Origin of the sequence: Variovorax sp. 350MFTsu5.1 (genome assembly GCF_048302515.1) — a bacterium.
Classification (GTDB): Bacteria; Pseudomonadota; Gammaproteobacteria; order Burkholderiales; family Burkholderiaceae_C; genus Variovorax; species Variovorax guangxiensis.
In genome coordinates, this window is record NZ_CP157620.1 from 2289275 (window position 1) to 2313692 (window position 24418).

The following is a 24418-nucleotide window of genomic DNA, read 5'->3' on the forward strand; positions in this document are numbered from 1 at the left end:
GCGCCGCCTGCTCCCATCCCAACCTTGCCCCGGAGGGGGAAGGGGCAAGACAGGGGAGTCCGTGGGCTATCCTCGCCCGGTGAACTCCATCGTCGTCTCCTCGCTCGTGCCCGTGGTCGTGCTCATCGCCGCGGGCTACCTGGCCGGCAAGCGGCGCTGGATCGGCGGCGGCGCGGTGAAGGATCTTTCTCACCTCATCTTCCTGCTGCTGGCGCCCGCGCTGTTGTTCCGCGCGATGAGCACGGTGCATGTGGAGCAGCTCAGCCTGAAGCCGGTGGCTGCCTACTTCATCGCCTCGGGCCTGCTGTTCGCGGGCACGCTGGCCTTGCGCGGCTTCAACCGCACGGCGGCGGTGATCGCGCTGGCCAACACCTACAGCAACACCGTGATGATCGGCATCGCGCTGATCGGCCTGGCCTATGGTGAGGAGGGCATGGTGGTGCTGCTCACGCTGATCTCGCTGCATTCGCTGGTGCTGCTGACCAGCGCCACGGTGGTGCTGGAGCTGGCCGTGGCGCGCGAGCAGGCCGGTGCCTCCGGCAATGAGAAGCGCCCCTCGATGGCGCGCACCGTGGTGCGTGCGCTGCGCAACGCGATCATCCACCCGGTGCCGCTGCCGATCATCGCGGGCCTGCTGTTCGCGCAGACCGGGCTGGCGATGCCCGAGGCGATCGACAAGCCGATCCAGCTGCTCGGCCAGGCCTTCGGCCCGATCGCGCTGGTGATGGTGGGCATCACGCTCGCGCTCACGCCCATCGGCCGGCACTGGCGCGGCGCGCTGACACAGGCGCTGGTGAAGAACCTGCTGCATCCGCTGCTGGTGGCCCTCATCGGATGGCTGCTGGGTGTGCGCGGCATTCCGCTCACGGTGATGGTGGTGGCGGCCGCGCTGCCCATCGGCGCCAACGTGTTCCTCTTCTCGCAGCGCTACCGCACCGCCGAGGACCTGGTGACCGCCAGCGTCGTGGTGTCGACGGTGCTCGCGCTGGCCACGCTCACGCTCGTGATGATGTGCGCGCAGTGGCTGCCCTGAGTCCTTCGGACTTCTTCAGGTAATTTCTCGCGCACTTTCGCCTTAGAGCTGCCGCCGGGCGCGCCTATGCCGTTCGGCAGGGTGGCCGTTTGGCGAGATGGCGCGCGGCCTTCGCGCACCTACATTTGCCGGCTGATGATTTACCCGGCGCGCTCTTCGCCCCTTCTTGCTATGGCGGTGGTCGCGACGGTGATCGCGCTGCATGGCCGACCCGCGCAGGCAGCCGAGACTGCCGCCGAGGCCCCCAAGCCGTGCCGCACGCCGTGCCTTTCGGCGGGCGTGCCGCGCGAGCCGGCGGAGGCGAAGGCGGAGAAAGCGGAGAAAGCGGACAGGGCCGAGGAGGGGCCGTCGAAACCGAAGCCGGTGGCCAGGGCTCGCCCGCAGCCGGTCGCGCCGCCGCCGTCGCAACCACCCGTGCAACGCGAAGCAGCCGCCGCGCCGCGCCCCGCGCCGTCGAAGCGCTGCACCGAGATCAACATGCGCGCCGCCGTCGGCGAGCCGCTGTCGGACCAGGACATGAAGACATTGAGGAGCCAATGCTGATGACGACCACCACCCAACGTGCCCGCCTGGCGCTGCGCGCGTTCGCGCTGTGCGCTGCCGCCGTGCTCGCCGCCGCCTGCGCGCACCGTCCCGTGCCCGGCAACGCCATGCCCTTCGACCAGGCCGTGAACCAGGCGGTGGACGACCTGATGGTGCAGACGCAGAAGCTGCCGGCCTTCCTGGCCAAGGTGGAGTCGACGCTCACGCAGCGCCGCATCGTGATCGATCCGTTGCTCGAAGGCGCCAGCGGCCAGCAGACCGAGGTGACGCGCGTGGCCGAGCAGCGCATCGTCCAGCGCATGCAGGCGCAGTTCAAGCAGTTCACCGTCTCGCCCTTCAACGCCACCGAGATCGGCAATGCGCAGTACGTGCTCAACGGCACGCTGGTGCGCGACAAGGACGCCTCGGGCGGGCCCTACCGGCTGAACCTGGCGCTCACCGAAATCAAGAGCGGCGTGGTGATCGCGCAGTCGGTAACGCGCATCAGCGACACCTCGCTCGACACACGCCCCACCGCCTTCTTCCGCGACAGCCCGGTGAACGGCAAGGACCGCGGCGTGGAGGGCTACATCCGCACCGCGGAGACGCAGCCCGGCCAGGCCGCCGATGCGCTCTACCTGGAGCGCCTGCCGACCGCCACCGTGCTGCAGGAAGCCACCGCCGCCTACGAGGCCGGCCGCATGAGCGAGGCGCTGAGCCGCTACGAGGCCGCATCGAAGCGCCCCGACGGGCAGCAGCTACGGATCTACAGCGGCCTGTACCTCACGCAATCGCAGCTCGGCCGCACAGCCGATGCCGAGAAGACCTTCGGCACCATCGCCAGGCTCGGGCTCGAAACCAACAACCTGAGCGTGAAGTTCCTGTTCAAGCCGGGCTCGACCGACTTCCTGTCCGACCCGAAGATCAGTGCCGCCTATCCGATGTGGCTGCGCCAGATCGCGCGGCAGGCGGCGCAGATCGATTCGTGCGTGGTGGTCACGGGCCACACCAGCCGCACGGGTTCGGAGGCGGTGAACGAGCGGCTGTCGCTGCAGCGCGCGACGAGCGTGAAGGCGAAGTTGGTGGGAGAGGCTCCGCCGCTGTCGAAGAAGCTGCGCGAATCGGGCATGGGATTCCGCGAGAACATCGTCGGTACGGGCGCCGACGATGCGAGCGACGCGCTGGACCGGCGCGTCGAGTTCAAGGTTGTCGGCTGCGAGGCTTGATTCGCCCCAGGCTGCGCGCACTTCGTGTCGCTTCGCCAGCTCCCTTCCGGTGCAACACCTGCAGCCCGGCAAAGCCGGTTCTGCGGTGTTCCTTCAAGGAGTAGGGGTCAGGGGGCGAGGCGTTCGCGTACCCAGTCCGCACCCTCGAGCCGGTAGCGCAGCCGGTCGTGCAGGCGGCTCTTGCGGCCCTGCCAGAACTCCCAGCGGTCCGGCACCAGCCGGTAGCCGCCCCAGTGCGGCGGTCGCGGCGGCGAGAGCAGGTGCTTGGCGGCGAACAGGGCGGCGTTCTTCACCAGCACGTCGCGCCCGCTGATCACCTCGCTCTGCGGACTGGCCCAGGCGCCGATGCGGGAGTCGAGCGGGCGGCTCGCGTAGTAGGCGTCGCTCTCATCGGCGCCGGCTTTCTCCACCCGGCCCTCGATGCGCACCACGCGTTCCACCTCGACCCAGTGGAACTGCAGCGACGCATAGGGGTTGCCCGAGAGCTCGCGGCCCTTGCGGCTCTCGTAGTTGGTGTACCAGACGATGCCGCGCGCGTCGTAGCCCTTGATGAGCACGATGCGGCTCGACGGGCGCAGGTCGCTGCCCACGGTGCACAGCGTCATCGCGTTGGGCTCGGGCACCTGTGCCTCAACGGCCTCGGTGAGCCAGCGCTCGAACTGCTTGAGCGGATCGTCGGCGCTGCGGGTCTCGTCGAGCTCGGCGCGCTCGTAGCTCTTGCGCAGCGCGGCCAGCTCGTCTTTGGAAAGAGGAGAAGTCATGCCGGGATTGTTGCGCACATACTCGGCCCATGACGACGCAGAAGGCGAATTCCCCGGTGGTGATCGTGCTGGCTTCCGGCCGTGGCGAGCGCTTCATCGCGGCCGGCGGCACCGGCTCCAAGCTCAGGGCGCTGCTGGCCGGCAGGCCGGTGCTGGAGCGAACGCTCGACGCGGTGCGCGCCAGCGGGCTGCCCTGGCATGTGGAAGACGCGGGGCATCCCGGCATGGGCGATTCGATTGCCGCGGCCGTGCGCGCCACTTCCGGGGCTGCCGGCTGGCTGATCCTGCCGGGCGATCTGCCGCTGGTGCAGCCGCGCACGCTGCAGGCCGTGGCGGCCGCTCTGAACGGTGCGGTGAATGCCGTGCAGCCGCAGTACCTGGGGGAGCGCGGCCACCCGGTGGGCTTCGCCGCCGTATGCGGCGCGCAACTGGCGGCGTTGGAGGGGGCTGCCGGCGCGGCGTCCGTCCTGCGGGCGATGCGCGCCATCGATTCGGTCGTCGATCTCGCGGTGGACGACGTGGGCGTCGTCACCGACATCGACACGCCCGAGGCCCTGGCGAGGGCCGAGGCGCTGTGGCTGGCGCGCGAGGGCGCCTAGCTCTTTCTCTCGGCGATCAGGGCTTCGCGATCACCGCGCAGGCGATGCGCGGGCCTGAGTTGCCCGCGGGCTGCGTCGTGAAGTCGTCTGGGTCGCGGTGCACCACCAGTGCGCGGCCGACGACGCTGTTGGCTGCGCCCGGCGTGAGCGAGATCGAGTGGTCTTCCACGCTGAAGCGGGCCACGCCTTTGGCGTCGGCCACCAGGCTCGGCAGTTCGCCGGCATGGCTGCCCGGCGCGCCGAACTTGCCGTGCGTGCCGCCGGTCGGGTTGAAGTGGCCGCCCGAGGCATTGCCGTTGTCGCCGCAGTCGCCCTTTTCGTGGATGTGGAAGCCGTGCTCGCTGCCCGGCACCAGGCCGCGCACCTCGCCCGCCACGCGCACGCCATGGTCGAGGGCGGTGAAGGTCACCGTGCCGCGCGTCGGGTTGGGCGTGATCGCGGCGGTCGGCACCAGCTCGACGGCGGAGCTCGGCTTGCCGCCCATGCTGCCGCAGGCGGCCAGCAGGGCCGACGCGAGGAGGGTGGCGCCGATGGCGGTGAGACGACTTTGGTTCATGTGTTTTCCTTGTTGGGTCCGGATGGTTGGGAGGAAGACTTCTTGTCTGCTGACCCCGGAACATATACCGGAGCCTGCGGCACATCGCAATCAGCGGCGTTCTCCGACAGCAGCTGCTCCTTCACCTCGGCCAGCGCCACCAGCCGGGCCAGCGCGGCGTCGTGGATCGAATGACGCCGCAGCTCCAGCAGAGTCTGCTGGGCATAGTCGAGCGAGCTGCCGTAGCGGCCCACGGCATTGGCGAAGATGTGGCGGTAGCGCTCGTCGCTGAGTTCACCCGTGAAGTTGGGGCTGCGCCGCGAGAGCGTGAAAGCCAGCGCGCGCACGTCGCCCTCGGCCGTGCCGCAGCGCAGCCACCTGGGGTCGTACACGCCGGTGGGCATCTCGCGCAGCCAGAGCCGCCGCAGGGTTTCGAGCCCCTCGGCCTTCGGCACGCGGAACACCATGCCGCGGCAGCTGCCGCCGGAGAGCAGCCCGAACACCAGGCCCGGCGTCTGCACGCTGCCCCGGTTCACGCGGCTCCACATCTTCAGCGCCCGGTGCCAGCCGCGCACCCAGGCCTGGCGCCGCTCGACGAAGTCGAACTCGGGCCGCCAGATCAGCGAGCCGTAGCCGAAGAGCCAGAGGTCCTCGTGCCCGCCCCAGTCGGCGATGGCGCGCTCGAGCATCGGCTGCGGGTCGCGCAGGGGCGCGGGCATGGGGTCGAGTCCCGGCGGACCGGGGTTCGGCGCCGGCTCCGACACGGAAGTGCCGGAACCGCCACCTACAATTTCCTGATCATGGTTCACCGCACCATTATTTACCGGCCCCTTCCTTACGGAGCAAGACCCCCGATGAGCGACGACGACAGCCAGCAGAACTTCATCCTCGGATTCGTCATGGCGTTGATCGCCCTGGTGATCTTCTTCGTGGTGGGCATCGCCATCTGGCACAAGGGCCACGGCAACGCGGCCGCTGCCAAGCCGCCGGCGGTGACCGCGATGGTGACGACCATGCCAGCTCCGCCCCCGGCCCAGCCGGCGCCCAAGGTGGCCGAAGTCACCGAGACGGTGACCGTGGTCATCCCCGACGGCGCGAGCATCCGCGTGGTCGACGGCGTGGTGAACTTCTATTTCGCGACCGGCAGCGCCGACCTCGCGCCGGGCGCCGCGGAGGCCCTGGCCGCGGTCATCAAGGGCGTGGAGAGCGGCCGCAAGGCGGTGGTCTCTGGCTTCCACGACACCACCGGCGACGCCGCCATCAACGAGCAGCTCGCGAAGAAGCGGGCTGAGACGGTGCGCGACGTGCTCGTGGGCCTGGGCGTTCCGGCCGCCAAGGTCGACCTGCAGAAGCCCGCCGTGACGGCCGGCTCGGGCAACAACGCCGAGGCGCGCCGTGTCGAGGTCAAGCTGGTCGACTGACAGCCGCCTCGCCGCAAGAACAACAAGCCCGGCCATGCCGGGCTTTTTTGTGCGCGGCCTCTTTCAGCGCGCAACTGGGTAAATTCGTATTGCCCCGCGCTCGGATTTCATCGGGCTGCCGCACCCGGCTTGTTACCATGGGCCTCCAGGCCCAGAGTCGCCCGGGCGACAGCAGCAAGAGCCATAGACCCCCCATGAGCAGCAGCACCAACCCCACCGTACGCGACGTCACCGATCGCATCCGCGAGCGCAGCCAGGGGCTGCGCAGCGCCTACCTCACCCGCCTTGCAGAACTCCGCAGCCGCGACCGCGGCTCCGACCGCATGGGCTGCGCCAACGTGGCGCATGCCGTGGCCGGCATTCCGGCCAACGACAAGTTCCGCGTGGTGGCCGAGCGCGCGCCCAACATCGGCATCGTCACCGCCTACAACGACATGCTCTCGGCCCACGCGCCGTACCAGGGCTACCCCGACATCATCAAGAACGAGGCCCGCGGCCTCGGCGCCACCGCCCAGGTGGCCGGCGGCGTGCCCGCCATGTGCGACGGCGTGACGCAGGGCACGCCCGGCATGGAGCTGAGCCTGTTCAGCCGCGACCTCATCGCCATGAGCACCGCCGTCGCGCTCACCCACGACATGTTCGACGCCGCGCTGATGCTCGGCGTGTGCGACAAGATCGTGCCCGGCCTGCTCATCGGCGCGCTGCACTTCGGCCACCTGCCCACCGTGTTCGTGCCGGCCGGGCCGATGCCCTCGGGCCTGTCGAACGGCGCCAAGTCGAAGGTGCGCGAGCAGGCCGCGCAAGGCCTGGTCGGCCGCCAGGGCCTGCTCGACGCCGAGATGGCCGCCTATCACACGCTCGGTACATGCACCTTCTACGGCACCGCCAACAGCAACCAGATGCTGCTGGAGGCCATGGGCCTGCACGTGCCCGGCACGGCCTTCATCCAGCCGGGCGACGCGATGCGCGAGACGCTCACGCGGGAAGCCGTGCGCACGGTGCTGGGCAAGGCGGGCAATACGCCCTTCGACTGCCCGCCGATCGGCGTGATGGTCGACGAGCGCTGCATCGTCAACGCCATGGTCGCGCTGCTTGCCACGGGCGGTTCCACCAACCACCTGATCCACTGGGTGGCCGTGGCGCGCGCCGCCGGCATCCTGATCGACTGGGACGACTTCTCGAAGCTCTCCGACGTGGTGCCGCTGCTGAGCCGCGTGTACCCCAACGGCAGCGCCGACGTGAACGAGTTCCAGGCCTCGGGCGGCCCCGGCTTCGTGATCGGCGAACTGGTCGATGCCGGCCTCATGCATGCCGACGTGCTGACGGTGCGCTCGGGCGGCATCCGCGAATTCGCGAACATTCCCTCGCTGGCGAGCGGTTCGGATGACAAGCGCCTGCAATGGACCCCTGCCGCACCGCTGAAGAACGAAGCCGTCACCCGCACCGTCGAGAGCCCCTTCAGCGCCACCGGCGGACTCAAACTGCTGAGCGGCAACCTGGGCCGCAGCGTCATCAAGGTGTCCTCGGTGCCCGATGACCGCCACGTCATCGAGGCGCCCGCACGCGTCTTCGATTCGCAGGCCGCGCTGCAGAAAGCGTTCACGGCGGGCGAACTGGAGCGCGACGTGGTCTGCGTGGTGCGCTGGCAGGGTCCGCAGGCCAACGGCATGCCCGAGCTGCACAAGCTCACGCCACCGCTGTCGGTGCTGCAGGGCAAGGGGTTCCGCGTGGCGCTGGTCACCGACGGCCGCATGAGCGGCGCGTCGGGCAAGATCCCGGCCGCCATCCACGTCTCGCCCGAGGCCGCCGCCGGCGGGCCGCTCGCCAAGGTGCGCGACGGCGACCTGATCCGTCTCGATTCCGTCGCGGGTACGCTCGCCGTGTTGCTGCCCGAGGACGAATGGGCCGCGCGCAAGGTCGCGACGATGCCCGAGGCACAACGCATTGCCGACGGGCACGGCCTGGGCCGTGAACTGTTCGCCGGCATGCGCCGCAATGCACTGACCGCCGAAGAGGGGGCCTGCTCCTGGCTGTGACCAGGGCGGCTTCTTCCACAAGGCGAGGCATACGTAACCAGTTGGAGCCAGGAAATGACTGAAAAACTCACCCCCCTCGACGTGATGCGCGACGCCCCGGTTATTCCGGTGATCGTGCTCAACGATGTGAAAGACGCCATCCCGCTCGCGCGCGCCCTGGTGGCCGGCGGCATCCGCATGCTCGAAGTGACGCTGCGCACGCCGCAGGCGCTGCAGTGCATCGAAGCCATCGCCAAGGACGTGCCCGATGCCGTGGCCGGCGCCGGCACCATTCGCAGCGCCGCCGACGCGCAGGCCGCGGCGCTTGCCGGTGCGAAATTCGGCGTGAGCCCGGGCTACACGCGCTCGGTCGGCAAGGCATGCCACGACATCGGCCTGCCGCTCTTGCCCGGCGTGGCGACCGGCAGCGAGATCATGACGGCGCAGGAAGACGGCTACACGCAGCTGAAGTTCTTCCCCGCGCTGCAGGCCGGCGGCCTGCCGATGCTCAAGGCATGGCAGGGCCCCTTCGGCGATGTCACCTTCTGCCCGACCGGCGGCATCCACGCCGGCAACGCGGCCGAGTTCCTCGCGCTGTCGAACGTGGCCTGCGTGGGCGGCTCGTGGATCGTGCCGACCGACGCGATCCGCGACGGCGACTGGACACGCATCGAGCAGCTGGCACGCGCCGCGAGCCAACTGCAGCGCTGAGCGCCGCCGCCATGAGCAGCGCTGAATTCGACGCGAGCGATCTCAAGGTCATCGCGTTCGACGTCTTCGGCACCGTGGTCGACTGGCACAGCGGCATCGCCGCCGAGGTCGAGCGCGTGTTCCCTGGCGTGGACGGCGCGGCCTTCGCGCTGGCGTGGCGCGCCGGCTACCAGCCGGCCATGAAGGCGGTGATGGAGCGCATCGCCGCGGGCGAGGGCGGCTTCACGCTGCTCGACGAGCTGCACCTGAGCATGCTCGACCAGGTGCTGCACGACTTCAGCCTGGCCGATCGCATCGACAACGCCGCCAGGCGCGACCTGAGCCGCGCCTGGCACCGCCTGCCGGCATGGCCCGACTCGGTGGCGGGGCTCGCGCGGCTCAAGAAGAAGTTCACCATCTGCACGCTGTCGAACGGCAACATCGGCCTGCTCACCGAGATGGCCAAGCGTGCCGGCCTGCCCTGGGACTGCGTGCTCTCGGCCGAGGTGTTCAAAGCCTACAAGCCCGATCCGCGCACGTATCTCGGCGTGGCGGGCGTGTTCGACGCGACGCCGGGCCAGGTGATGCTGGCCGCCGCGCATCATGACGATCTGGCCGCCGCGCGCGCATGCGGCCTGAAGACGGCCTACATCGAGCGGCCCCACGAGTTCGGCCTCGCGCGGCCGAAGGATGTCTCGCCGAAGCCGGACAACAACCTGCACGCACGCGACATCAACCAGCTGGCCGAGCTGCTCGGCTGCTGATCAGTCGGCGAGCAGCTTTTCCACCGTGCGCAGGTTGCGCGTCGTGGTGCTCGACTTGTAGCGGGCCTTGCCGAGCAGCTTGGCCACGGGCGTGTCCAGGCTCTCGCCGAGCGGGCATTGCCAGTACAGCACACCCTTGCCGCGTTCGAGCCGCTCGGTATCGGTATTGGCATCGACCGTGCCGGCCTTTTCCATGATCTCGTCGAGCATCGCCTTGTCGGAGCCGAACACGATGTACGGGTGGCGCTCCTCGTCGATGCGTTCGAAGGGGTAGGCAGCGGCGATCGCGGCAACGGTCTTCTGCGTGAGCAGCACGATCCAGGCGTCGTAGCCGAAGCGCTTGCGCAGCGCCTGCTCGATGCGCGTGCGCAGCGCGGCGGCGTCGCTCTCATCGGTGTCGAAGAGCACGTTGCCGCTGGCGAGCACAGTGCGCACCGCGCCGAAGCCCAGTTCGACGAATAGCGCCTTCAGGTCCGCGCTCTTGATCGTGATGCCGTTGACGTTCACGCCGCGCAGCAGCGCGACATGGCGCGTTGCCGTGGCGGCTTGCTTCTTCGCGGTTGCCATGGCGTATCCGGCGCCGGGGCCTTCAGCGCAGGCCGCCGCCCGCAGCCTTCTCGTCGCGCTGGATCAGTTCCACCTTGTAGCCGTCGGGGTCCGTGACGAAGGCGATGACGGTGGTGCCGCCCTTGACCGGGCCGGCCTCGCGCGTCACGTTGCCCCCAGCGGCCTTGATCTTCTCGCAGGCCGCGTAGGCGTCGGGCACGCCGAGGGCGATGTGGCCGTAGGCGGTGCCCAGTTCGTAGCTCTCGGTGCCCCAGTTGTAGGTGAGTTCGATCTCGGCCTGGTCGGGGTTGCCGTTGCCATAGCCGATGAATGCGAGGCTGTACTTGTACTCGGGGTTCTCCGAGGTGCGCAGCAGGTTCATGCCGAGCACCTTGGTGTAGAAGTCGATGGAGCGCTGCAGGTTGCCGACGCGCAGCATGGTGTGGAGGAGTCGCATCTCGTGTTGCCTTGTTCGTAGTCGTGGAGAGGGAAGCCCGCTATTGTGGGCCTGCGGGCGCGGCGATCAAACGGCCAGTGTCAGCAGGTGGGCCTGGTGGCGCTTCAGGAACTCCATCAGGTGCTGCGGGTACTCGGGCACCACCGCGTCGCGCACGCTGGGGCGTTCGGCCAGCGCCTTGCGCCATGCATCGACCTTGGGCAGGGCGTCGAAGATGTGCGAGTCGCTGATCGCATCGAACACCTCGAAGTAGCGGAACACCGGCGCGAAGACCGCGTCGACGAGGCTGAAGCTGCCGCCCGCGAAGTAAGGGCCCTGGCCCAGCGCCGCTTCCACGCGCTGGAACTTGGCGAGCAGCGCCTGGCGCTTCTGCTCGAACACCGCCGCGTCCTGCGTGGTCTCGTAGCCCCAGAGGTCGCCGAGGATGGCCGAGCCGAACTCCATCCATGCGCGGTGTTCGGCGCGGGCGAGCGGGTCCTCGGGGTGCAGGCGAGCGCCGGGCTGGGTTTCTTCCAGGTACTCGCAGATCACGTTGCTCTCGAACAGCACGGCCTCACCTCCGTCGGACCTGCGCACCTTCAGCAGCGGCACCTTGCCGAGCGGAGAGATGTCGAGGAACCACTGCGGCTTGTTGGCGAGGTCGATCACGACGCGCTCGAAGGGCACGTCCTTCTCGTGCAGCGCGATCGCGGCACGCTGCACGTACGGGCACAGCAGGTGGCTGACGAGGGTGAGGGATTGCTGGGGCATGGGGCTCTCCGTTTTCTGGATCGGTTGTGTCTGGATCGCGGCGATTCTTGCGGTCCTGAACAACCTTTTCCCGGAAAGCCCATTAGGGAAACGGGCGCCTTGTGCTAGATGGGATCGACGGCCGTCGTATCTATCCAGTGCGTGATGCGCCCGCCGTGCATCACGCCGATGCGGTCCGCCATCGCGTGCGCCTCGGCCTCGTTGTGCGTGACGAGAATGGCCGTCTGCCCCGCCTGCTTCAGGATGTAGCGCACCTCCACGGTGAGCCGTTCGCGCGTGCCGCCGTCGAGGTTGGAGAAGGGCTCGTCGAGCAGCAGCAGGGCGGGCGAAGGTGCGAGCGCGCGGGCCAGCGCGATGCGCTGCTGCTGGCCCCCGGAAAGCTCGTGCGGATAGCGCTCGCCCGCATCGGCGAGACCGACCAGCGCGAGCATTTCGACGACGCGCGACTGTTGTTCGGCGCGGCCCAGCCGGCGCAGGCCGAAGGCCACGTTCCTCGCGGCCGAGAGGTGCGGGAACAGTGCGTACTCCTGGAACATCATGCCCACGCGCCGCTGCTCGGGCGGCAGGTGCTTCTGCGCGGACGACAGAAGCACCTCGCCGAGGCGGATCGTGCCGGCGCGCACCGGCTCGAAGCCCGCGATGGCGCGCAGCACCGTCGTCTTGCCGCAGCCGGAAGGGCCGAACAGGCAGGCGATGTCGCCCGCGTCCAGCGCCAGCGAGAAGCCGTCGACGACGGTGTGCAGGCCGCGCGGCGTGTCGTAGGCGAGGCTGATCGCGTCGAGGTGCAGTGGGGAGCTCATGTCATGTCTTCTCGGGAGCCAGTGTGGCCGAAGGTGCGCCCAGCTGGTTGCGCGCCAGCAGCACCACGGGCAGCAGGCCGGCCAGCACGATGGCGAGCGCGGCGATGGCGCCTTCCTCGTACGTGCCGCGCGCGGCCTCGGCGTACAGCCAGGTGGCCAGGGTGTCGAAGTTGGCGGGCCGCAGCAGCAGCGTGGCGGGCAGCTCCTTCATGGCGTCGACGAACACCAGCAGCGCGGCGGCTGCCATCGCGGGCCGAAGCAGCGGCAGATGCACGCGGCGCAGCGTGCCGGCGGTGGTTTCGCCGAGCAGGCGCGAGGCCTGCTCGATGGCGGGCGGAATGCGCGAGAGGCCGGCCTCGATGCCGCCGACCGGCATGGCGAGAAAGCGGATCGCACAGGCCACGACCAGCACCACGCCGCAGCTCATGAGAGGCAGGCCCTGCAGGCCGAAGACCGTGGCCAGCGCCGAGTCGAAGGCCAGTGCCGGCGTGAGCAGCCCGATGGCCAGCACCGTGCCCGGCACCGCGTAGCCCAGTGTCGCCGCGCGCGCCTGCCAGCGAGTACGGCTGGGGCCAGAACCCTGGCTGCGTGCGGCCCACGCGACGACCAGCCCGGCTGCCACCGCGACGGCGGTGACGCCCGTGGCCAGTGTCAGCGTATTGCCCAGGCTCGCGACCAGCCCCTGCGAGATGCCGCCGCCCTGGCGCAGCCGCTTGGCGCTCTCCCAGACCAGGTAGAGGGCAGGCGCCACGAAGCCGATCAGCACCGGCAGCGAGGCGGCCGCCATCGCGGCCCAGCCCGCGGCTCCGTGCAGCCTGCGTGGCTGCACCGCGCGCATTCGCTGCGCCGAGCCGAAGCGCTGGTGACGCCGGCCGTTGCGCTCCAGCCAGACCAGCGCGATCACCACGAACAGCATCGCGCAGGCGATCTGCGCGGCGCCCGCGAGGTCGGAGCGCGTGATCCAGGTGGTGTAGACCGCCACCGTCAGCGTGTTCACGCCGAGGAACTCGGAAGCGCCGATATCGTTGAGCGTTTCGAGCAGTGCGAGGCTCAGCCCCACGGCCAGCGCAGGACGTGCCAGCGGCAGCGCCACGCGGAAGAAGGCGCCGCGCCGGCTCTCGCCGAGCATGCGCGCCGCTTCCATGAGATGCGCCGGCTGTGTCATGAACATCGCGCGCGCCGTCATGTAGACGTATGGATAGAGCACGAAGCCCAGCACGAAGATCGCGCCTGGCATCGAGCGCAGGTCGGGCAGGCGGAACTGGCGCGGGCTGTCGAAGCCCAGCATCCAGCGGATCGCACCCTGCACCGGGCCGATGGGGTGCAGCAGGTCGAGGTAGGCGAAGGCGACGATGTAGGTCGGCATCGCCAGCGGCAGCAGCAGGGCCCAGTGCAGGGTGCCGCGTCCGGGGAAGTCGTGCGCCGTCACCAGCCAGGCACAGCCGGTGCCGATCACCAGCACCAACGCACCGACGCCCGCGAGCAGCACGGCCGTGTTGAGCGCCGCCTGCGGCAGCACGTGCGCGAAGAGCGGCCCCCAGTGGCCGAGGCCCGAGCCGAAGGCCAGCCACGCCAGCGTGAGCACCGGCGCGAGCACGCCGATGGCGATCAGGAACGACGCGCAGCGCCAGGCCGGGCCGGCGGCTTGCAGGCCCGGCGGCTGGCGCCGCAGGAGACTCATTCAGTCAGTCGCCGGCAGGCATGCCCGGCGCTCGTCGATGTCACTGGTCGAAGCCAACCTTGTCCACAAGCGCGCTCGCCTGCTTGCGGTATTTCGCGATCTCGGTCAGCGGCAGCGGGTCGACCTTCAGCTCGCCGATGGACTGGCCGATGATCGGGTCGAGCGCCACGCCCTTGCGCACCGGGTACTCGTAGTTGGCCTGGGCGTAGAGGGCCTGCGCCGGTTCCGATACCAGGAACTCGAGCAGCTTGACCGCGTTGGCGCGCTGCGGCGCGTTCTTCGCGACGGCCGCGCCGCTGATGTTGACGTGCGTGCCGCCGCTCTTGGCATTGGCGAAGGTCGGGCGCACCACCTTGATGGCGTCGCCCCACTTGCGCGCGTCGGTGCCTTCCTTGGCGCTCTTCATCTGGCCGACGTAGTACGAGTTGGCCAGGCCCACGTCGCAGATGCCGCCGAGGATGTCGCGCGCCACGTCGCGGTCGCCGCCGGTGGCCTTGCGCGCCAGGTTGGCCTTGACGCCGCGCAGCCACTGCTCGGCCTTGGCTTCGCCGTCGTGCGCGATCAGCGAGGCCACGAGTGCGGTGTTGTAGGGATGCTGGCCGGCGCGGATGCAGACCTTGCCCTTGTACTTGGGGTTGGCCAGGTCTTCATAGCGGAAGCTGGTGAGCGGCAGGCTCTTGTCGGCGTAGAGCACGCGTGCGCGCATCGAGAGCGAGAACCATTGGCCGTCGGCGCCGCGCAGGTTGGCCGGAATGGCCGACTCGAGCGCGGCCGACTTCACGGGCTGCGTCACGCCGCCGTCGACGAGGTCCATCAGGTTGCCGATGTCCACCGTCATCAGCACGTCGGCGGGGGATCGGGCGCCTTCGGCCTTGACGCGCTCCAGCAAGCCGTCCTTCACGAAGACGGTGTTGACCTTGATGTTGCTCTGGGCGCTGAAGGCGGCGATGAGGGGCTGGATCAGCGCAGGCTCGCGCGTCGTGTAGAGCGTGAGTTCTTCGGCAGCCTGCGCGGGCAGGGCGGTGGCGGCCAGCCACGCGGCGCCTGCGCCAAGCAGTGCGCGCGCGGCGCGGCCTTGGACGCGCGAGCGTTGTTCGGTCATGAGGATCCTCCAGGAGCGGGTGTTCTAGAAAGCTCCGGCGCCGGCAGCGGATGACGTCGCCGCCGGTGTCGCGTGTTGCGGCCGCCGGATGAGAATAATTATCACTGGCCGCCCTGGATCGCGACGCCTTTGGACTTACAGGTTGAAGGCCTACTGCAGTCCGCCTTCGCCCGCTGGCCTCGCGGCTCAGCGCGCCGGCGGCACCTCGAAGACCAGGCAGGTGGTCGTCGCGTGCGCGTACAGCGTGCCGTCGGGACCGTAGAGGCGGGCCTCGGCGGTGGCGAGCTGTTTGCCGCAGTGGATCACCTTGCCTTCGGCGCGCACGCGCTGCACCTTGGGCGTTAGGCCCTTCACGTAGTTGACGCCGAGCTCTGCGGTGGTGTAGGCGCGGCCGGGCGGCATCATCGTGTGGACCGAGCAGCCCAGGGCCGAATCGAGCATCGTCGCGACCCAGCCGCCGTGGATGGTGCCCAGCGGGTTCAGGTGCTGCGGCAGTGGCGTGCCCTGGAAGATGGCCACGCCCAGGCGTGCCTCGATGATCGTGAAGTCCAGCGTCTTGGCGATGGCGGCGTAGGGAATGTCGCCGTTGAGCATCGCCTGCATGATCTCCAGGCCGGTCTTGCCGGCGATCTGGTCGGGGCGGGCGAGGCCGGGGCCCGGGCCGGCCTCGAGGCGGCCGGTGATCTTCTGTTCCTCGGCGATCCATGCGTCGAGCTGGCTGGTGGCTTGTGTCATGCCTGTGTTCCTTCTGGGGGCTTTGTGCCGGGGTGTTGATTGCATATGCAATAGTTGCACATACAATAATAGCCTATGGACACTCCCGCCAAGCCACGCGGCTGCACCAGCTTCAAGGTGCGACAGCTTTCGCGACGCCTCTCGCAGCACTACGACGCCGAGGTTTCGCAAAGCGGCCTCAAGACCACGCAGTACTCGCTGCTGTCGCACCTCGCGCGGCTCGGTCCCTCGCGTCCCGTCGACCTGGCGGCCGAGCTCAAGATGACTGCCTCCACCCTGAGCCGCAACCTGCAGCCGCTGATCGTCGCGGGCTGGATCGCGCAGGGTGCCGGTGCCGATGCGCGCAGCCGGCTGGTGCAGCTCACCGAGGAAGGCGAGGTCAAGCGGCGCGAAGCGCTGGCGCACTGGAAGACCGCGCAGCAGAAGCTGAATGCGTTGCTGGGCGTGGAGCGCGTGCTCGCGCTGCACCTGCTGATCGACGAGGCCATGGAGCTGCTGGGCGGCGAGGAAGAGCACGCCAGCGACGACTGACCCCCCAACTTTTCTTCACCTACACCCCATTCGCTCAATCGTGCGCACAGGCGCGCGAGGGACCCGTTTCGCCTTTTTTCCTCCCATTCAATTCCAACAGCAGAGGCCTCATGTTCGCCAACTCCGTTTCCGCATGGCTGCAGCGCCGCGGCATCCACTACGGCTGGATCGTCGCCGCCATCACCTTCCTCACCATGCTGACCATGTCGGCCGCGCTGGGCCTGCCCGGCGCCATGCTGCAGCCGCTGGGCAAGGAATTCGGCTGGAGCACCGAGCAGATCTCCTCGTCGCTGGCACTGCGCTTCGCGCTCTTCGGGCTGATGGGACCGTTCGCCGCCGTTCTGATGGAGCGCTATGGCCTGCGCGCGGTGGTCTGCACCGGCCTCGCGCTCGTCGGGCTGGGCATGGCGCTGGTCACCATGGCCTCGCAGCTCTGGCAGCTCTTCGTGCTCTGGAGCCTGATGCTGGGCCTGGGTACCGGCATGACGGCGCTGGTGCTCGGCGCAGTGGTGGCCAACCGCTGGTTCGTCGCGCGGCGCGGGCTGGTGGTGGGCATGCTCACTGCGAGTTCGGCGACGGGGCAACTGGCCTTCCTGCCGCTGGCGGCCTGGATGATCGAGCACTGGGGCTGGCGCTCGGCCATCGTGCCGATCGTGATCGGCACCATCCTCATCGGCCTGCTGGCGCTGCTGCTGATGCGCAACCGGCCCTCCGACGTCGGCCTGCTGCCCTACGGCGAGGCACCCGGCACGCAGCCCGCGGCGCCCGCCGCAGCCGCGCCCGCGATGAACTTCGCCACGCCCTTCCGAGTGCTGAAGGAAGTCTCGACCAACCGCACCTTCTGGGTGCTGGCCGGCACCTTCTTCATCTGCGGCCTGAGCACCAACGGCCTGGTGCAGACGCACTTCATCTCGCTGTGCGGCGACTACGGCATGAGCGCCGTGCCGGCAGCATCGGTGCTCGCGATGATGGGGGCCTTCGACTTCGTCGGCACGATCCTGTCGGGCTGGCTCTCGGACCGCTACGACAACCGCAAGCTGCTCTTCTGGTACTACGGCCTGCGCGGGCTGTCGCTCTTCTGGCTGCCGCATTCGGAGTTCACCATCTACGGCCTGGGCATCTTCGCGATGTTCTACGGCCTCGACTGGATCGCCACCGTGCCGCCGACCGTCAAGCTCGCCGGTGCAGCCTTCGGCCCGGCAAAGGTCGGCCTGGTGTTCGGCTGGGTTTTCGCCGCGCACCAGCTGGGAGCCGCCACGGCTGCGTACGGCGCCGGCTTCGCACGCACGCTTCTGCTGACCTACACCCCGGCGCTCTACACCGCCGGCGCGGCCTGCCTGGTGGCGGCGCTGATCGTGATGACCATCCGCCGCCCGGCTGCGAAGTCCGGCTCCCCGGCCACGCCGGCTGCGGCCCGTGCCTGAACCCGCCAAGGCTCCAGCCATGACCACACCCCACGGCACCACCGAACTCGATCCGCGCACGCGCCGCCTGCTCGAGGCTCCCATCGTCCCCACGCTGCTGCGCCTGGCCGCGCCCAATGTGCTGGTGATGGTGGCGCAGGCCTGCGTCGGCCTCATCGAGACCTACTTCGTCGGCAAGCTGGGCACCGATGCGCTCGCCGGCATGGCGCTGGTATTCCCCATCGTGATGCTGATGCAGATGACCTCCAGCGGCGCCATGGGCGGTGGCATCGCCTCGTCCATCGCCCGTGCGCTCGGCGCGCGCCGCCGCGACGATGCGAATGCGCTGGTGTGGCACGCCGTCGTCATCGCGCTGGGCTTCGGCCTTTGCTTCACTCTGGCGCTGCTTTTGGGCGGGCGCTGGCTCTACGGTGTGATGGGCGGCACGGGGGCCGCGCTGGAAGCGGCGCTCACGTATTCCAACTGGGTCTTCGCGGGCGCGACGCTGGTGTGGCTCTTCAACTCGCTCGGCGCCATCATCCGCGGTACCGGCAACATGTCTGTGCCGGCCAACGTGACGGTGGTGGGCGTGGTGTTCCTCATTCCGGCGTCGCCGCTCTTGATCTTCGGCGTCGGGCCGCTGCCGGGCATGGGCATCGCGGGCGGTGCGATCGCGCTGCTGCTGTACTACCTGCTGGGCTCGATCGCGCTCATGGCCTACCTGCGCTCGCCGCGCAGCCTGCTCAAGCCCACGCTCGACGCGCTGAAGCTGCGCTGGCCGCTGTTCCGCGACATCCTGCGCATCGGCCTGGTGGGCGCGGTGTCGACGGTGGCGACCAATCTTTCCATCGGCATCGCCACCGCGCTGACCGGCCATTTCGGCTCGGGAGCGCTGGCCGGCTACGGCACGGCATCGCGGCTCGAATACCTGCTGGTGCCGCTGGTGTTCGGCCTGGGCGCGCCGCTGGTGGCGATGGTCGGCACCTGTATGGGCGCGGGGCTGCGCGAGCGGGCATTGCGCGCCACCTGGGCCGGCGCGGCGCTGGCCTTCACGCTCACGGAGACGATCGGCCTCGCGGCGGCGCTGTTCCCGCGCCCTTGGCTGCTGCTGTTCGGCAACGACCCAGCGATGCTGGAGACCGGCGCGCACTACCTGCGCGTGGTCGGACCGATGTACGGCCTCTTCGGCGTCGGGCTGGTGCTGTACTTCGCCTCGCAGGGGGCGGGCCGGCTGCTGTGGCCGATGCTCGGCAACATCGCGCGCCTGGCGGTGGCGGGCACCGGCGGCCTGCTGGCCCTGCAGTGGGGCGCCGGGCTCACCGGCGTGTTCGCGGCGCAGGGCGTGGCGCTGGCGGTGTACGGCATCGTGACCGCATCCGCCATCGCGGGAGGCGCCTGGTTCGGCCGCGTGGGCTGGCCGCGAACCACCAGCGGGCTGCTGCGGCGCATGGCCCAAGCCTGAAATCCAGCCATCGATTCATCCACCAACCAACGAAAGACTCGTCATGAAAATCAAGGACTCCGTGGTCTTCATCACCGGCGCCAATCGCGGCCTCGGTCTCGCCTTCGCGAAGGCTGCGCTCGCCGCGGGTGCGCGCAAGGTCTATGGGGCCGCGCGCGACCCCAGGAGCATCGACCTGCCCGGCGTGACGCCGGTGGCGCTCGACGTGACGCAGCCCGCGCAGATCGAGGCGGCGGTGCGTGCCTGCGGCGACGTGACGGTGCTGGTCAACAACGCGGGCATCTCGCGCGGCTCCAGCTTCCTGGGGTCGCCCGACGCCGTGGCCAACGCGCGCGCCGAATTCGAAACCAACTTCTTCGGCCTGTGGGCGGTGACGCAGGCCTTCGCTCCGGTGCTCGCGGCCAACGGCGGTGGCGGGGTGATCAACGTGCTGTCGGCGCTGGCCTGGACCACCTTCCCGAGCGTGGCGACCTACAGCGCGACCAAGTCGGCCGCGTGGTCGCTGAGCAACGGGCTGCGCAACGAACTGGCCGGGCAGGGCACGCAGGTCACGAGCCTGCACGTGGGCTACATGGACACCGACATGACGGCACACATCCAGGGCCTGCCCAAGGCATCTCCGGACGATGTGGCGCGCCAGGCGCTGGCCGGCCTCGAGGCAGGCCAGGCCGAGGTGCTTGCCGACGAGACTTCACGGCAGCTCAAGCAGGGCCTGTCGAGCGCGACACCCCCTTACGCCAGCGTGCCCCAGGCAGCCTGAACGGGAAACCCGGGCGCGGGGCCCGGGTCTCGTTCATCCTGATCAGTAGCGGTAAGGGTTGTTGGGGCGGCGGTCGTAGCGGTTGGGCACACCGTCGCCATCGTTGTCGCGGCGGCCGTAGCGGCGGCGATCGTCCCAGCGGCGGTCGTAGTGGTGGTGAGGGCGGTAGCCCGGGCCGTAATAGTGGCGCGGCGGAGGCGGCGGCGCGTAGTAGCGGCGCGGCGGCGGCGGTGCCGGAACGACGTACACCTGCGCCTGGATGAACGAGCCGCCGGTCTGCGCCTGGGCGGGTGCGCTGATGGCGGCCAGCGAGAGCAGGGCCGCGGCGCCGAATGCGAAAGTGAGCTTTTTCATCTGATCCCCCGGTTGTGAGTTGGAAGCCTCATCCTCGCTGCCCTTTGTTAAGTTGGTGTAAGGCTCGAGCGAAATCGGATGAAGAGCTGTAACCCGTGCGCACGACGTGCGGCACGGGCAAGACACAATTGTGAATGGACTTTTCACCGCGGAAAACCTCCGCGGGTAGGCCATCGGCTCTATCGGCCGAAGGTTCAGCCGCGCGGCGCTGGCAGGAGGCGGCGCAGCGCCTCGAAGAACAGGTCGGATTGCTCGCGCTCGCCCTGGATCTGCGCCGCCACGTGGGCGGCCAGTTTCGGGTCCACCGGCGCCAGCGGGCGTCCGGTCGACTGCGCGATCACCTGGTGCAGGCAGGCGCGCTCCAGGTAGTAGAGATCGTCGTAGGCATGGGCGATGGTGCCCCCGGCCACGATCACGCCGTGGTTCGCGAGAAAGGCCACGTCCTTGCCGGCCATCGCGCGCGCGATGCGCTCGCCCTCGGCGTCGTCCAGCGCGAGTCCGTTGTATTCGGCGTCGATGGCGATGCGGTTCATGTAGCGCATCGCGTTCTGGCTCGCGGTCGGGTCGAGCGCGCGGTCGACCGTGATCGTGAGCGCCGTGGCGTAGGGCATGTGGCAGTGCAGCACCACCGCATGCCCGGTGAGCCGGTGCACCGCGCCGTGGATGAACAGGGCGGTGGGCTCCACGCGGTGGCGGCCCGCCAGCACCTCGCCGTGCACGTCGATGAGCACGATGTCGTCGGGGCCGATCTCGCTCCAGTGCAGGCCGCGCGGGTTGATGAGATAGCGGTCCTGCGTGCCCGGCAGCATCACGCTGAAGTGGTTGCAGACGCCTTCCGACAGTCCGTGATGGTCGGCGGCGCGCAGGGCGAGGGCGAGGTCTTCGCGCAGCTTGCGCACGGCGGGGCTGGCGTAGAGGGCATCGGCGGACATCGGTGGGGTCTCCTGTTTTTTCTTTGGGGGATCAGGCGAGCGTGAGGCCTTTCCAGGCCGCGACGAATTTCCGGGCGTCCTCGCGCACCGCCGCGGCCTGCTTGCCCGGCTTGTAGAGCGAGGAACCGATGCCGAAGCCGGCGGCCCCGGCCGCGCGCCACTCGGCCATGTTCGTGGGGGAGATGCCGCCCACGGGCATCACTGGCGTGCCGGCCGGCAGCACGGCCAGCAACGCCTTCACCACGGCGGGCGAGGCCAGTTCGGCCGGGAACAGCTTGAGCCCCGTGGCGCCGGCCGCGAGCGCGCCGAAGGCCTCGGTCGGCGTCATCACGCCAGGCAGGCACACCATGCCCAGCCGCACAGCCTCGACGATGACTTCGGCATTGAAGTTGGGGGAGACGATCAGCTCGCCGCCCGCCGCATGCACCTCGCGCACCTGCTGCGCGCCGAGCACCGTGCCGGCGCCGACCAGCGCCTGGGGAAAGCGCTTGCGCATGAGCGCGATGCTTTCGAGCGGCTGGGGCGAATTCAGCGGCACTTCGAGCAGCCGGAAGCCGGGCTCGACGATGGCGTCACCGACGTCGGCCGCTTCGGCCGTCGTGAGGCCGCGCAGGATGGCCACCAGCGGCAGCTCGCGCATCGCGGCGTCGAATTTTTCGAGGGGAGTGGGGGCGGTCATGCGGGAGTCCTGTCGGAATCGAGAAAGCCGGACAGCGCGTGCAGCCCGGCCCATGTGGCCTCGGCGCCGAGCGTGCGCGTGGCGACGCCGGTGGCGCGCAGGGCCAGCGTGTAGCGTTCGGTGAGGTTGGACGAGCCGATCAGGATCACCTCGCCCGACGCCTGCAGCGCCTGCGTGCGCAGCTCCTCGCCGATCAGCAGGCCTGAGAGGTAGCTCGACAGCTCCTGCTTCGGCATGCGCTCGAACAGCGCGAGGGTGCGCGTGCCGAAGGCGTTGTGCAGCAGGCCGTGTCCGTTCTCGGAGCGGGTCACGCCTTCGAGGAAGGCTGCTTCGTCGAGCGGCGCCGATGCATCGAGCGTGCGCGCGAGGATCGAGTGCTGGCTCAGCAGCGCATAGAACTCGCCCGTCATGTAGGTGCGGAAGCCAGCGACGCGGCCCTTCTTCACCGATGCCCACTTGTTGTGCGTGCCGGGCAGCACGAAGACGCCTTCGCTCAGGCCGGTGAGTTCCATCGCGCCGAAGATCTGCACTTCCTCGCCGCGCATCACGTCGGGCACGCCGGCGTGCTCGTCGCTCAGGCCCGGCACGATCGCGATGCGCGCGCCCGCAACGGCGTCGATGTCGATGATCTTGCGGCCCACCTCGACGCGGCCGGCGGGGCAGGCGCAGTAGGGCGCCTCCACCCAGCCCTGCTTGCTGCCGGCCATGCCGGAGATCAGGCAGCGCGCGCCTTCGAGGCGCATCCAGTCGCCGAAGAGCTTGTCGAAGACGGCCGGAAAGCCGCCTTCGGGCACCGTGAGAATGCCGCGCGCATCGTTGCGCTCTTCAAGCACCTTGCCGCTGGCGTCAAGCAGCGCGCCGCGCAGTGAACTCGTGCCCCAGTCGATTGCAACCAGTCTTGTCATCTAGTGATTGTCGCGCGGCACGAAGGCACCGCGGCGACCGCGCAGGAAGGCCAGGTCTGCTCCCTGGTCGGCCTGCAGCACCGTATCGACATACAACTTCCAGTAACCGGATTCGAGCGGCGCCTTGGGCGCGACCCATTTCTCGCGGCGCTTCGCGAGCTCTTCGTCGCTCACGTGCAGGTGCAGCCTGCGGTTGGGCACGTCGAGCTCGACGATGTCTCCGTCCTGCACCAGCGCCAGAGGGCCGCCCGCTGCCGCCTCGGGCGCGGTGTGCAGCACCACGGTGCCGTAGGCCGTGCCGCTCATGCGCGCGTCGCTGATGCGGACCATGTCTGTGATGCCCTTGCGCAGCACCTTCGGCGGCAGCGGCATGTTGCCTGCCTCGGCCATGCCGGGGTAACCCTTGGGCCCGCAGTTCTTGAGCACCATGATGCAGTTCTCGTCGATGTCGAGGTTTTCGTCGTCGATGCGCCTGTGCAGGTCGTCGGCGCTCTCGAACACCACCGCGCGGCCCTTGTGCACCAGCAGCTCCGGCGTGGCCGCGCTGGGCTTGATGATGGCGCCGTTGGGCGCGAGGTTGCCGCGCAGCACGCAGATGCCGGCCTTGTCCTTGAAGGGCTCGGCCAGGGGGCGGATGACCTGCGGGTTGAAATTCTCGGCGTCCTTCACGTTCTCCCACAGGCTCTGGCCGGTGGCGGTGATCACGTCCTTGTGCAGGTGCTCGGCGATCTCCTTGATGACCACCGGCAGGCCGCCCGCATAGCAGAAGTCTTCCATCAGGAACTGGCCCGAGGGCTGCAGGTTCACCAGGCAGGGCAACTCGGAGGCGAGGCGGTCGAAATCTTCCAGCGTGAGTTCGACGCCCATGCGTCCCGCGATGGCCAGCAGGTGGATCACGAAGTTGGTCGAGCCGCCGATGGCCGCGTTGACCTTGATCGCGTTCTCGATGGCCTGGCGCGTGAGGATCTTCGACATGTTCATGTCCTCATGGACCATGCCGACGATGCGCCGGCCCGCCTGCCGCGCGAGCACGTTGCGGCGGCCGTCTACCGCAGGGTAGGCCGCGTTGCCCGGCAGGCCGATGCCCAGCGACTCGACCATGCTCGCCATGGTGCTGGCGGTGCCCATCGTCATGCAGTGGCCGTGGCTGCGGTGCATGCAGCTCTCGGCCTCGAAGAAATCCTGCAGCTTGAGCGTGCCGGCGCGCACCTGCTCGCTCATCTGCCACACGCCGGTGCCCGAGCCGAGCTCCTGCCCGCGCCACTTGCCCGAGAGCATCGGGCCGCCCGACACGCCGATGGTAGGCAGGTCGACGCTGGCCGCGCCCATCATGAGCGCGGGGGTGGTCTTGTCGCAGCCCATGAGCAGCACCACGCCGTCGAGTGGGTTGCCGCGGATGCTTTCCTCCACGTCCATGCTCGCGAGGTTGCGATACAGCATCGCGGTGGGACGCAGCAGCGTCTCGCCGAGCGACATCACCGGGAACTCGAGCGGGAAGCCGCCGGCTTCGTACACGCCGATCTTCACCTGCTCCGCGAGCGTGCGGAAGTGCGAGTTGCAGGGCGTGAGTTCGCTGAAGGTGTTGCAGATGCCGATGACCGGGCGGCCGTCGAACTGGTCGTGCGGAACGCCCTTGCCCTTCATCCAGCTTCGGTAGATGAAGCCGTCGCGATCGTGCCGGCCGAACCATTGCTGGCTGCGGAGTTCTTCGGGTTTCTTCCTGGGGGCGGTGCTCATTGGATGTCTCTCTTTGTT

The 24418-nt window shown here is 69.3% G+C and carries 27 protein-coding genes; 12 read left to right on the forward strand and 15 right to left on the reverse strand.

The annotated features are described in order from the left end of the window. The first annotated feature begins 79 nt into the window (after positions 1–79). From ABL843_RS10120 to ABL843_RS10130, 3 genes are all read left to right on the forward strand, one after another. Positions 80–1033, forward strand: coding sequence for an AEC family transporter (locus ABL843_RS10120; RefSeq protein WP_418119766.1), 954 nt, complete (start codon positions 80–82; stop codon positions 1031–1033). A gap of 171 nt (positions 1034–1204) precedes the next feature. Continuing rightward, positions 1205–1576 carry a hypothetical protein gene (locus tag ABL843_RS10125; RefSeq protein WP_418119767.1) on the forward strand — a complete coding sequence of 124 codons (372 nt, stop codon included), beginning with the start codon at positions 1205–1207 and terminating at the stop codon, positions 1574–1576. Further along, positions 1570–2781 (forward strand): OmpA family protein, encoded by a 1212-nt coding sequence (locus tag ABL843_RS10130; protein WP_126024096.1) that lies wholly within the window; start codon positions 1570–1572, stop codon positions 2779–2781. The genes ABL843_RS10125 and ABL843_RS10130 overlap by 7 nt, the downstream gene beginning before the upstream one ends. A gap of 107 nt (positions 2782–2888) precedes the next feature. Here ABL843_RS10130 and pdxH read toward each other — a convergent pair whose 3' ends face one another. Beyond that, positions 2889–3542 carry a pyridoxamine 5'-phosphate oxidase gene (gene pdxH, locus ABL843_RS10135; protein WP_418119768.1) on the reverse strand — a complete coding sequence of 218 codons (654 nt, stop codon included), beginning with the start codon at positions 3540–3542 and terminating at the stop codon, positions 2889–2891. 29 nt (positions 3543–3571) lie between these two features. On the opposite strand from pdxH, the gene ABL843_RS10140 reads away from it, so the two are divergent. Continuing rightward, positions 3572–4141, forward strand: a complete 570-nt coding sequence (locus ABL843_RS10140) for a nucleotidyltransferase family protein (protein WP_418119769.1) — start codon at positions 3572–3574, stop codon at positions 4139–4141. Between the two features lie 16 nt (positions 4142–4157). On the opposite strand, the gene ABL843_RS10145 is transcribed toward ABL843_RS10140, so the two are convergent. Both ABL843_RS10145 and ABL843_RS10150 read right to left on the reverse strand, forming a co-directional pair. After that, positions 4158–4697 carry a superoxide dismutase family protein gene (locus ABL843_RS10145; protein WP_126024099.1) on the reverse strand — a complete coding sequence of 180 codons (540 nt, stop codon included), beginning with the start codon at positions 4695–4697 and terminating at the stop codon, positions 4158–4160. After that, the gene (locus tag ABL843_RS10150) at positions 4694–5395 is read right to left on the reverse strand and encodes a gamma-glutamylcyclotransferase (protein WP_126024100.1); all 702 of its coding nucleotides are present in this window, start codon (positions 5393–5395) and stop codon (positions 4694–4696) included. Before ABL843_RS10150 ends, ABL843_RS10145 begins: the two co-directional genes overlap by 4 nt. 135 nt (positions 5396–5530) lie before the next feature. Here ABL843_RS10150 and ABL843_RS10155 point away from each other — a divergent pair, with 135 nt between their 5' ends. From ABL843_RS10155 to ABL843_RS10170, 4 genes are all read left to right on the forward strand, one after another. After that, positions 5531–6097, forward strand: coding sequence for an OmpA family protein (locus tag ABL843_RS10155; RefSeq protein ID WP_184636094.1), 567 nt, complete (start codon positions 5531–5533; stop codon positions 6095–6097). A 194-nt stretch (positions 6098–6291) separates the two neighbouring features. Continuing rightward, positions 6292–8133 carry a phosphogluconate dehydratase gene (edd, locus tag ABL843_RS10160; RefSeq protein WP_418119770.1) on the forward strand — a complete coding sequence of 614 codons (1842 nt, stop codon included), beginning with the start codon at positions 6292–6294 and terminating at the stop codon, positions 8131–8133. A 54-nt stretch (positions 8134–8187) separates the two neighbouring features. Continuing rightward, on the forward strand, positions 8188–8823 hold the full coding sequence (eda, locus tag ABL843_RS10165; protein ID WP_418119771.1) for a bifunctional 4-hydroxy-2-oxoglutarate aldolase/2-dehydro-3-deoxy-phosphogluconate aldolase: 636 nt from the start codon (positions 8188–8190) through the stop codon (positions 8821–8823). A gap of 11 nt (positions 8824–8834) precedes the next feature. Then, on the forward strand, positions 8835–9566 hold the full coding sequence (locus tag ABL843_RS10170; protein ID WP_418119772.1) for a haloacid dehalogenase type II: 732 nt from the start codon (positions 8835–8837) through the stop codon (positions 9564–9566). Here ABL843_RS10170 and ABL843_RS10175 read toward each other — a convergent pair whose 3' ends face one another. The 7 genes from ABL843_RS10175 to ABL843_RS10205 form a co-directional block, all read right to left on the reverse strand. Further along, positions 9567–10133, reverse strand: a complete 567-nt coding sequence (locus ABL843_RS10175) for a DUF1697 domain-containing protein (protein WP_418119773.1) — start codon at positions 10131–10133, stop codon at positions 9567–9569. It lies immediately after the preceding gene. A gap of 22 nt (positions 10134–10155) precedes the next feature. After that, positions 10156–10569, reverse strand: coding sequence for a lactoylglutathione lyase (gloA, locus tag ABL843_RS10180; RefSeq protein ID WP_369658842.1), 414 nt, complete (start codon positions 10567–10569; stop codon positions 10156–10158). Positions 10570–10635: 66 nt separating this feature from the next. Next, on the reverse strand, positions 10636–11319 hold the full coding sequence (locus ABL843_RS10185) for a glutathione S-transferase family protein (RefSeq protein ID WP_418119774.1): 684 nt from the start codon (positions 11317–11319) through the stop codon (positions 10636–10638). Positions 11320–11423: 104 nt separating this feature from the next. Then, on the reverse strand, positions 11424–12119 hold the full coding sequence (locus ABL843_RS10190) for an ABC transporter ATP-binding protein (RefSeq protein ID WP_418119775.1): 696 nt from the start codon (positions 12117–12119) through the stop codon (positions 11424–11426). Between the two features lies 1 nt (position 12120). Further along, positions 12121–13800, reverse strand: coding sequence for an ABC transporter permease (locus ABL843_RS10195; RefSeq protein WP_418119776.1), 1680 nt, complete (start codon positions 13798–13800; stop codon positions 12121–12123). A gap of 40 nt (positions 13801–13840) precedes the next feature. Next, the gene (locus ABL843_RS10200) at positions 13841–14902 is read right to left on the reverse strand and encodes a Fe(3+) ABC transporter substrate-binding protein (protein ID WP_184636108.1); all 1062 of its coding nucleotides are present in this window, start codon (positions 14900–14902) and stop codon (positions 13841–13843) included. Between the two features lie 186 nt (positions 14903–15088). After that, positions 15089–15637, reverse strand: a complete 549-nt coding sequence (locus ABL843_RS10205; protein WP_369658837.1) for a PaaI family thioesterase — start codon at positions 15635–15637, stop codon at positions 15089–15091. 75 nt (positions 15638–15712) lie between these two features. Here ABL843_RS10205 and ABL843_RS10210 point away from each other — a divergent pair, with 75 nt between their 5' ends. The 4 genes from ABL843_RS10210 to ABL843_RS10225 all read left to right on the forward strand — a co-directional run bounded on the left by ABL843_RS10210 (position 15713) and on the right by ABL843_RS10225 (position 19793). Further along, entirely contained in the window at positions 15713–16168 is a 456-nt protein-coding gene (locus tag ABL843_RS10210; RefSeq protein WP_126024114.1) for a MarR family winged helix-turn-helix transcriptional regulator, read from the forward strand. Between the two features lie 110 nt (positions 16169–16278). Next, on the forward strand, positions 16279–17592 hold the full coding sequence (locus ABL843_RS10215) for an MFS transporter (protein ID WP_418119777.1): 1314 nt from the start codon (positions 16279–16281) through the stop codon (positions 17590–17592). Between the two features lie 19 nt (positions 17593–17611). Beyond that, positions 17612–19033: an MATE family efflux transporter gene (locus ABL843_RS10220; RefSeq protein WP_418119778.1), complete on the forward strand. Its 1422-nt coding sequence runs from the start codon at positions 17612–17614 to the stop codon at positions 19031–19033. Positions 19034–19076: 43 nt separating this feature from the next. Beyond that, on the forward strand, positions 19077–19793 hold the full coding sequence (locus tag ABL843_RS10225; protein WP_418119779.1) for an SDR family oxidoreductase: 717 nt from the start codon (positions 19077–19079) through the stop codon (positions 19791–19793). Between the two features lie 42 nt (positions 19794–19835). Here ABL843_RS10225 and ABL843_RS10230 read toward each other — a convergent pair whose 3' ends face one another. The 5 genes from ABL843_RS10230 to ABL843_RS10250 all read right to left on the reverse strand — a co-directional run bounded on the left by ABL843_RS10230 (position 19836) and on the right by ABL843_RS10250 (position 24400). After that, positions 19836–20147, reverse strand: a complete 312-nt coding sequence (locus tag ABL843_RS10230) for a hypothetical protein (RefSeq protein WP_184636118.1) — start codon at positions 20145–20147, stop codon at positions 19836–19838. Between the two features lie 194 nt (positions 20148–20341). Next, positions 20342–21079 carry an aldolase gene (locus ABL843_RS10235; RefSeq protein WP_418119780.1) on the reverse strand — a complete coding sequence of 246 codons (738 nt, stop codon included), beginning with the start codon at positions 21077–21079 and terminating at the stop codon, positions 20342–20344. A gap of 31 nt (positions 21080–21110) precedes the next feature. Further along, entirely contained in the window at positions 21111–21758 is a 648-nt protein-coding gene (locus ABL843_RS10240) for a 2-dehydro-3-deoxy-6-phosphogalactonate aldolase (protein WP_418119781.1), read from the reverse strand. Beyond that, positions 21755–22663, reverse strand: a complete 909-nt coding sequence (locus ABL843_RS10245) for a 2-dehydro-3-deoxygalactonokinase (protein WP_418119782.1) — start codon at positions 22661–22663, stop codon at positions 21755–21757. The genes ABL843_RS10240 and ABL843_RS10245 overlap by 4 nt, the downstream gene beginning before the upstream one ends. Then, complete coding sequence (locus ABL843_RS10250) at positions 22664–24400, reverse strand: IlvD/Edd family dehydratase (RefSeq protein WP_418119783.1); 1737 nt, start codon at positions 24398–24400, stop codon at positions 22664–22666. Positions 24401–24418: the final 18 nt, after the last annotated feature.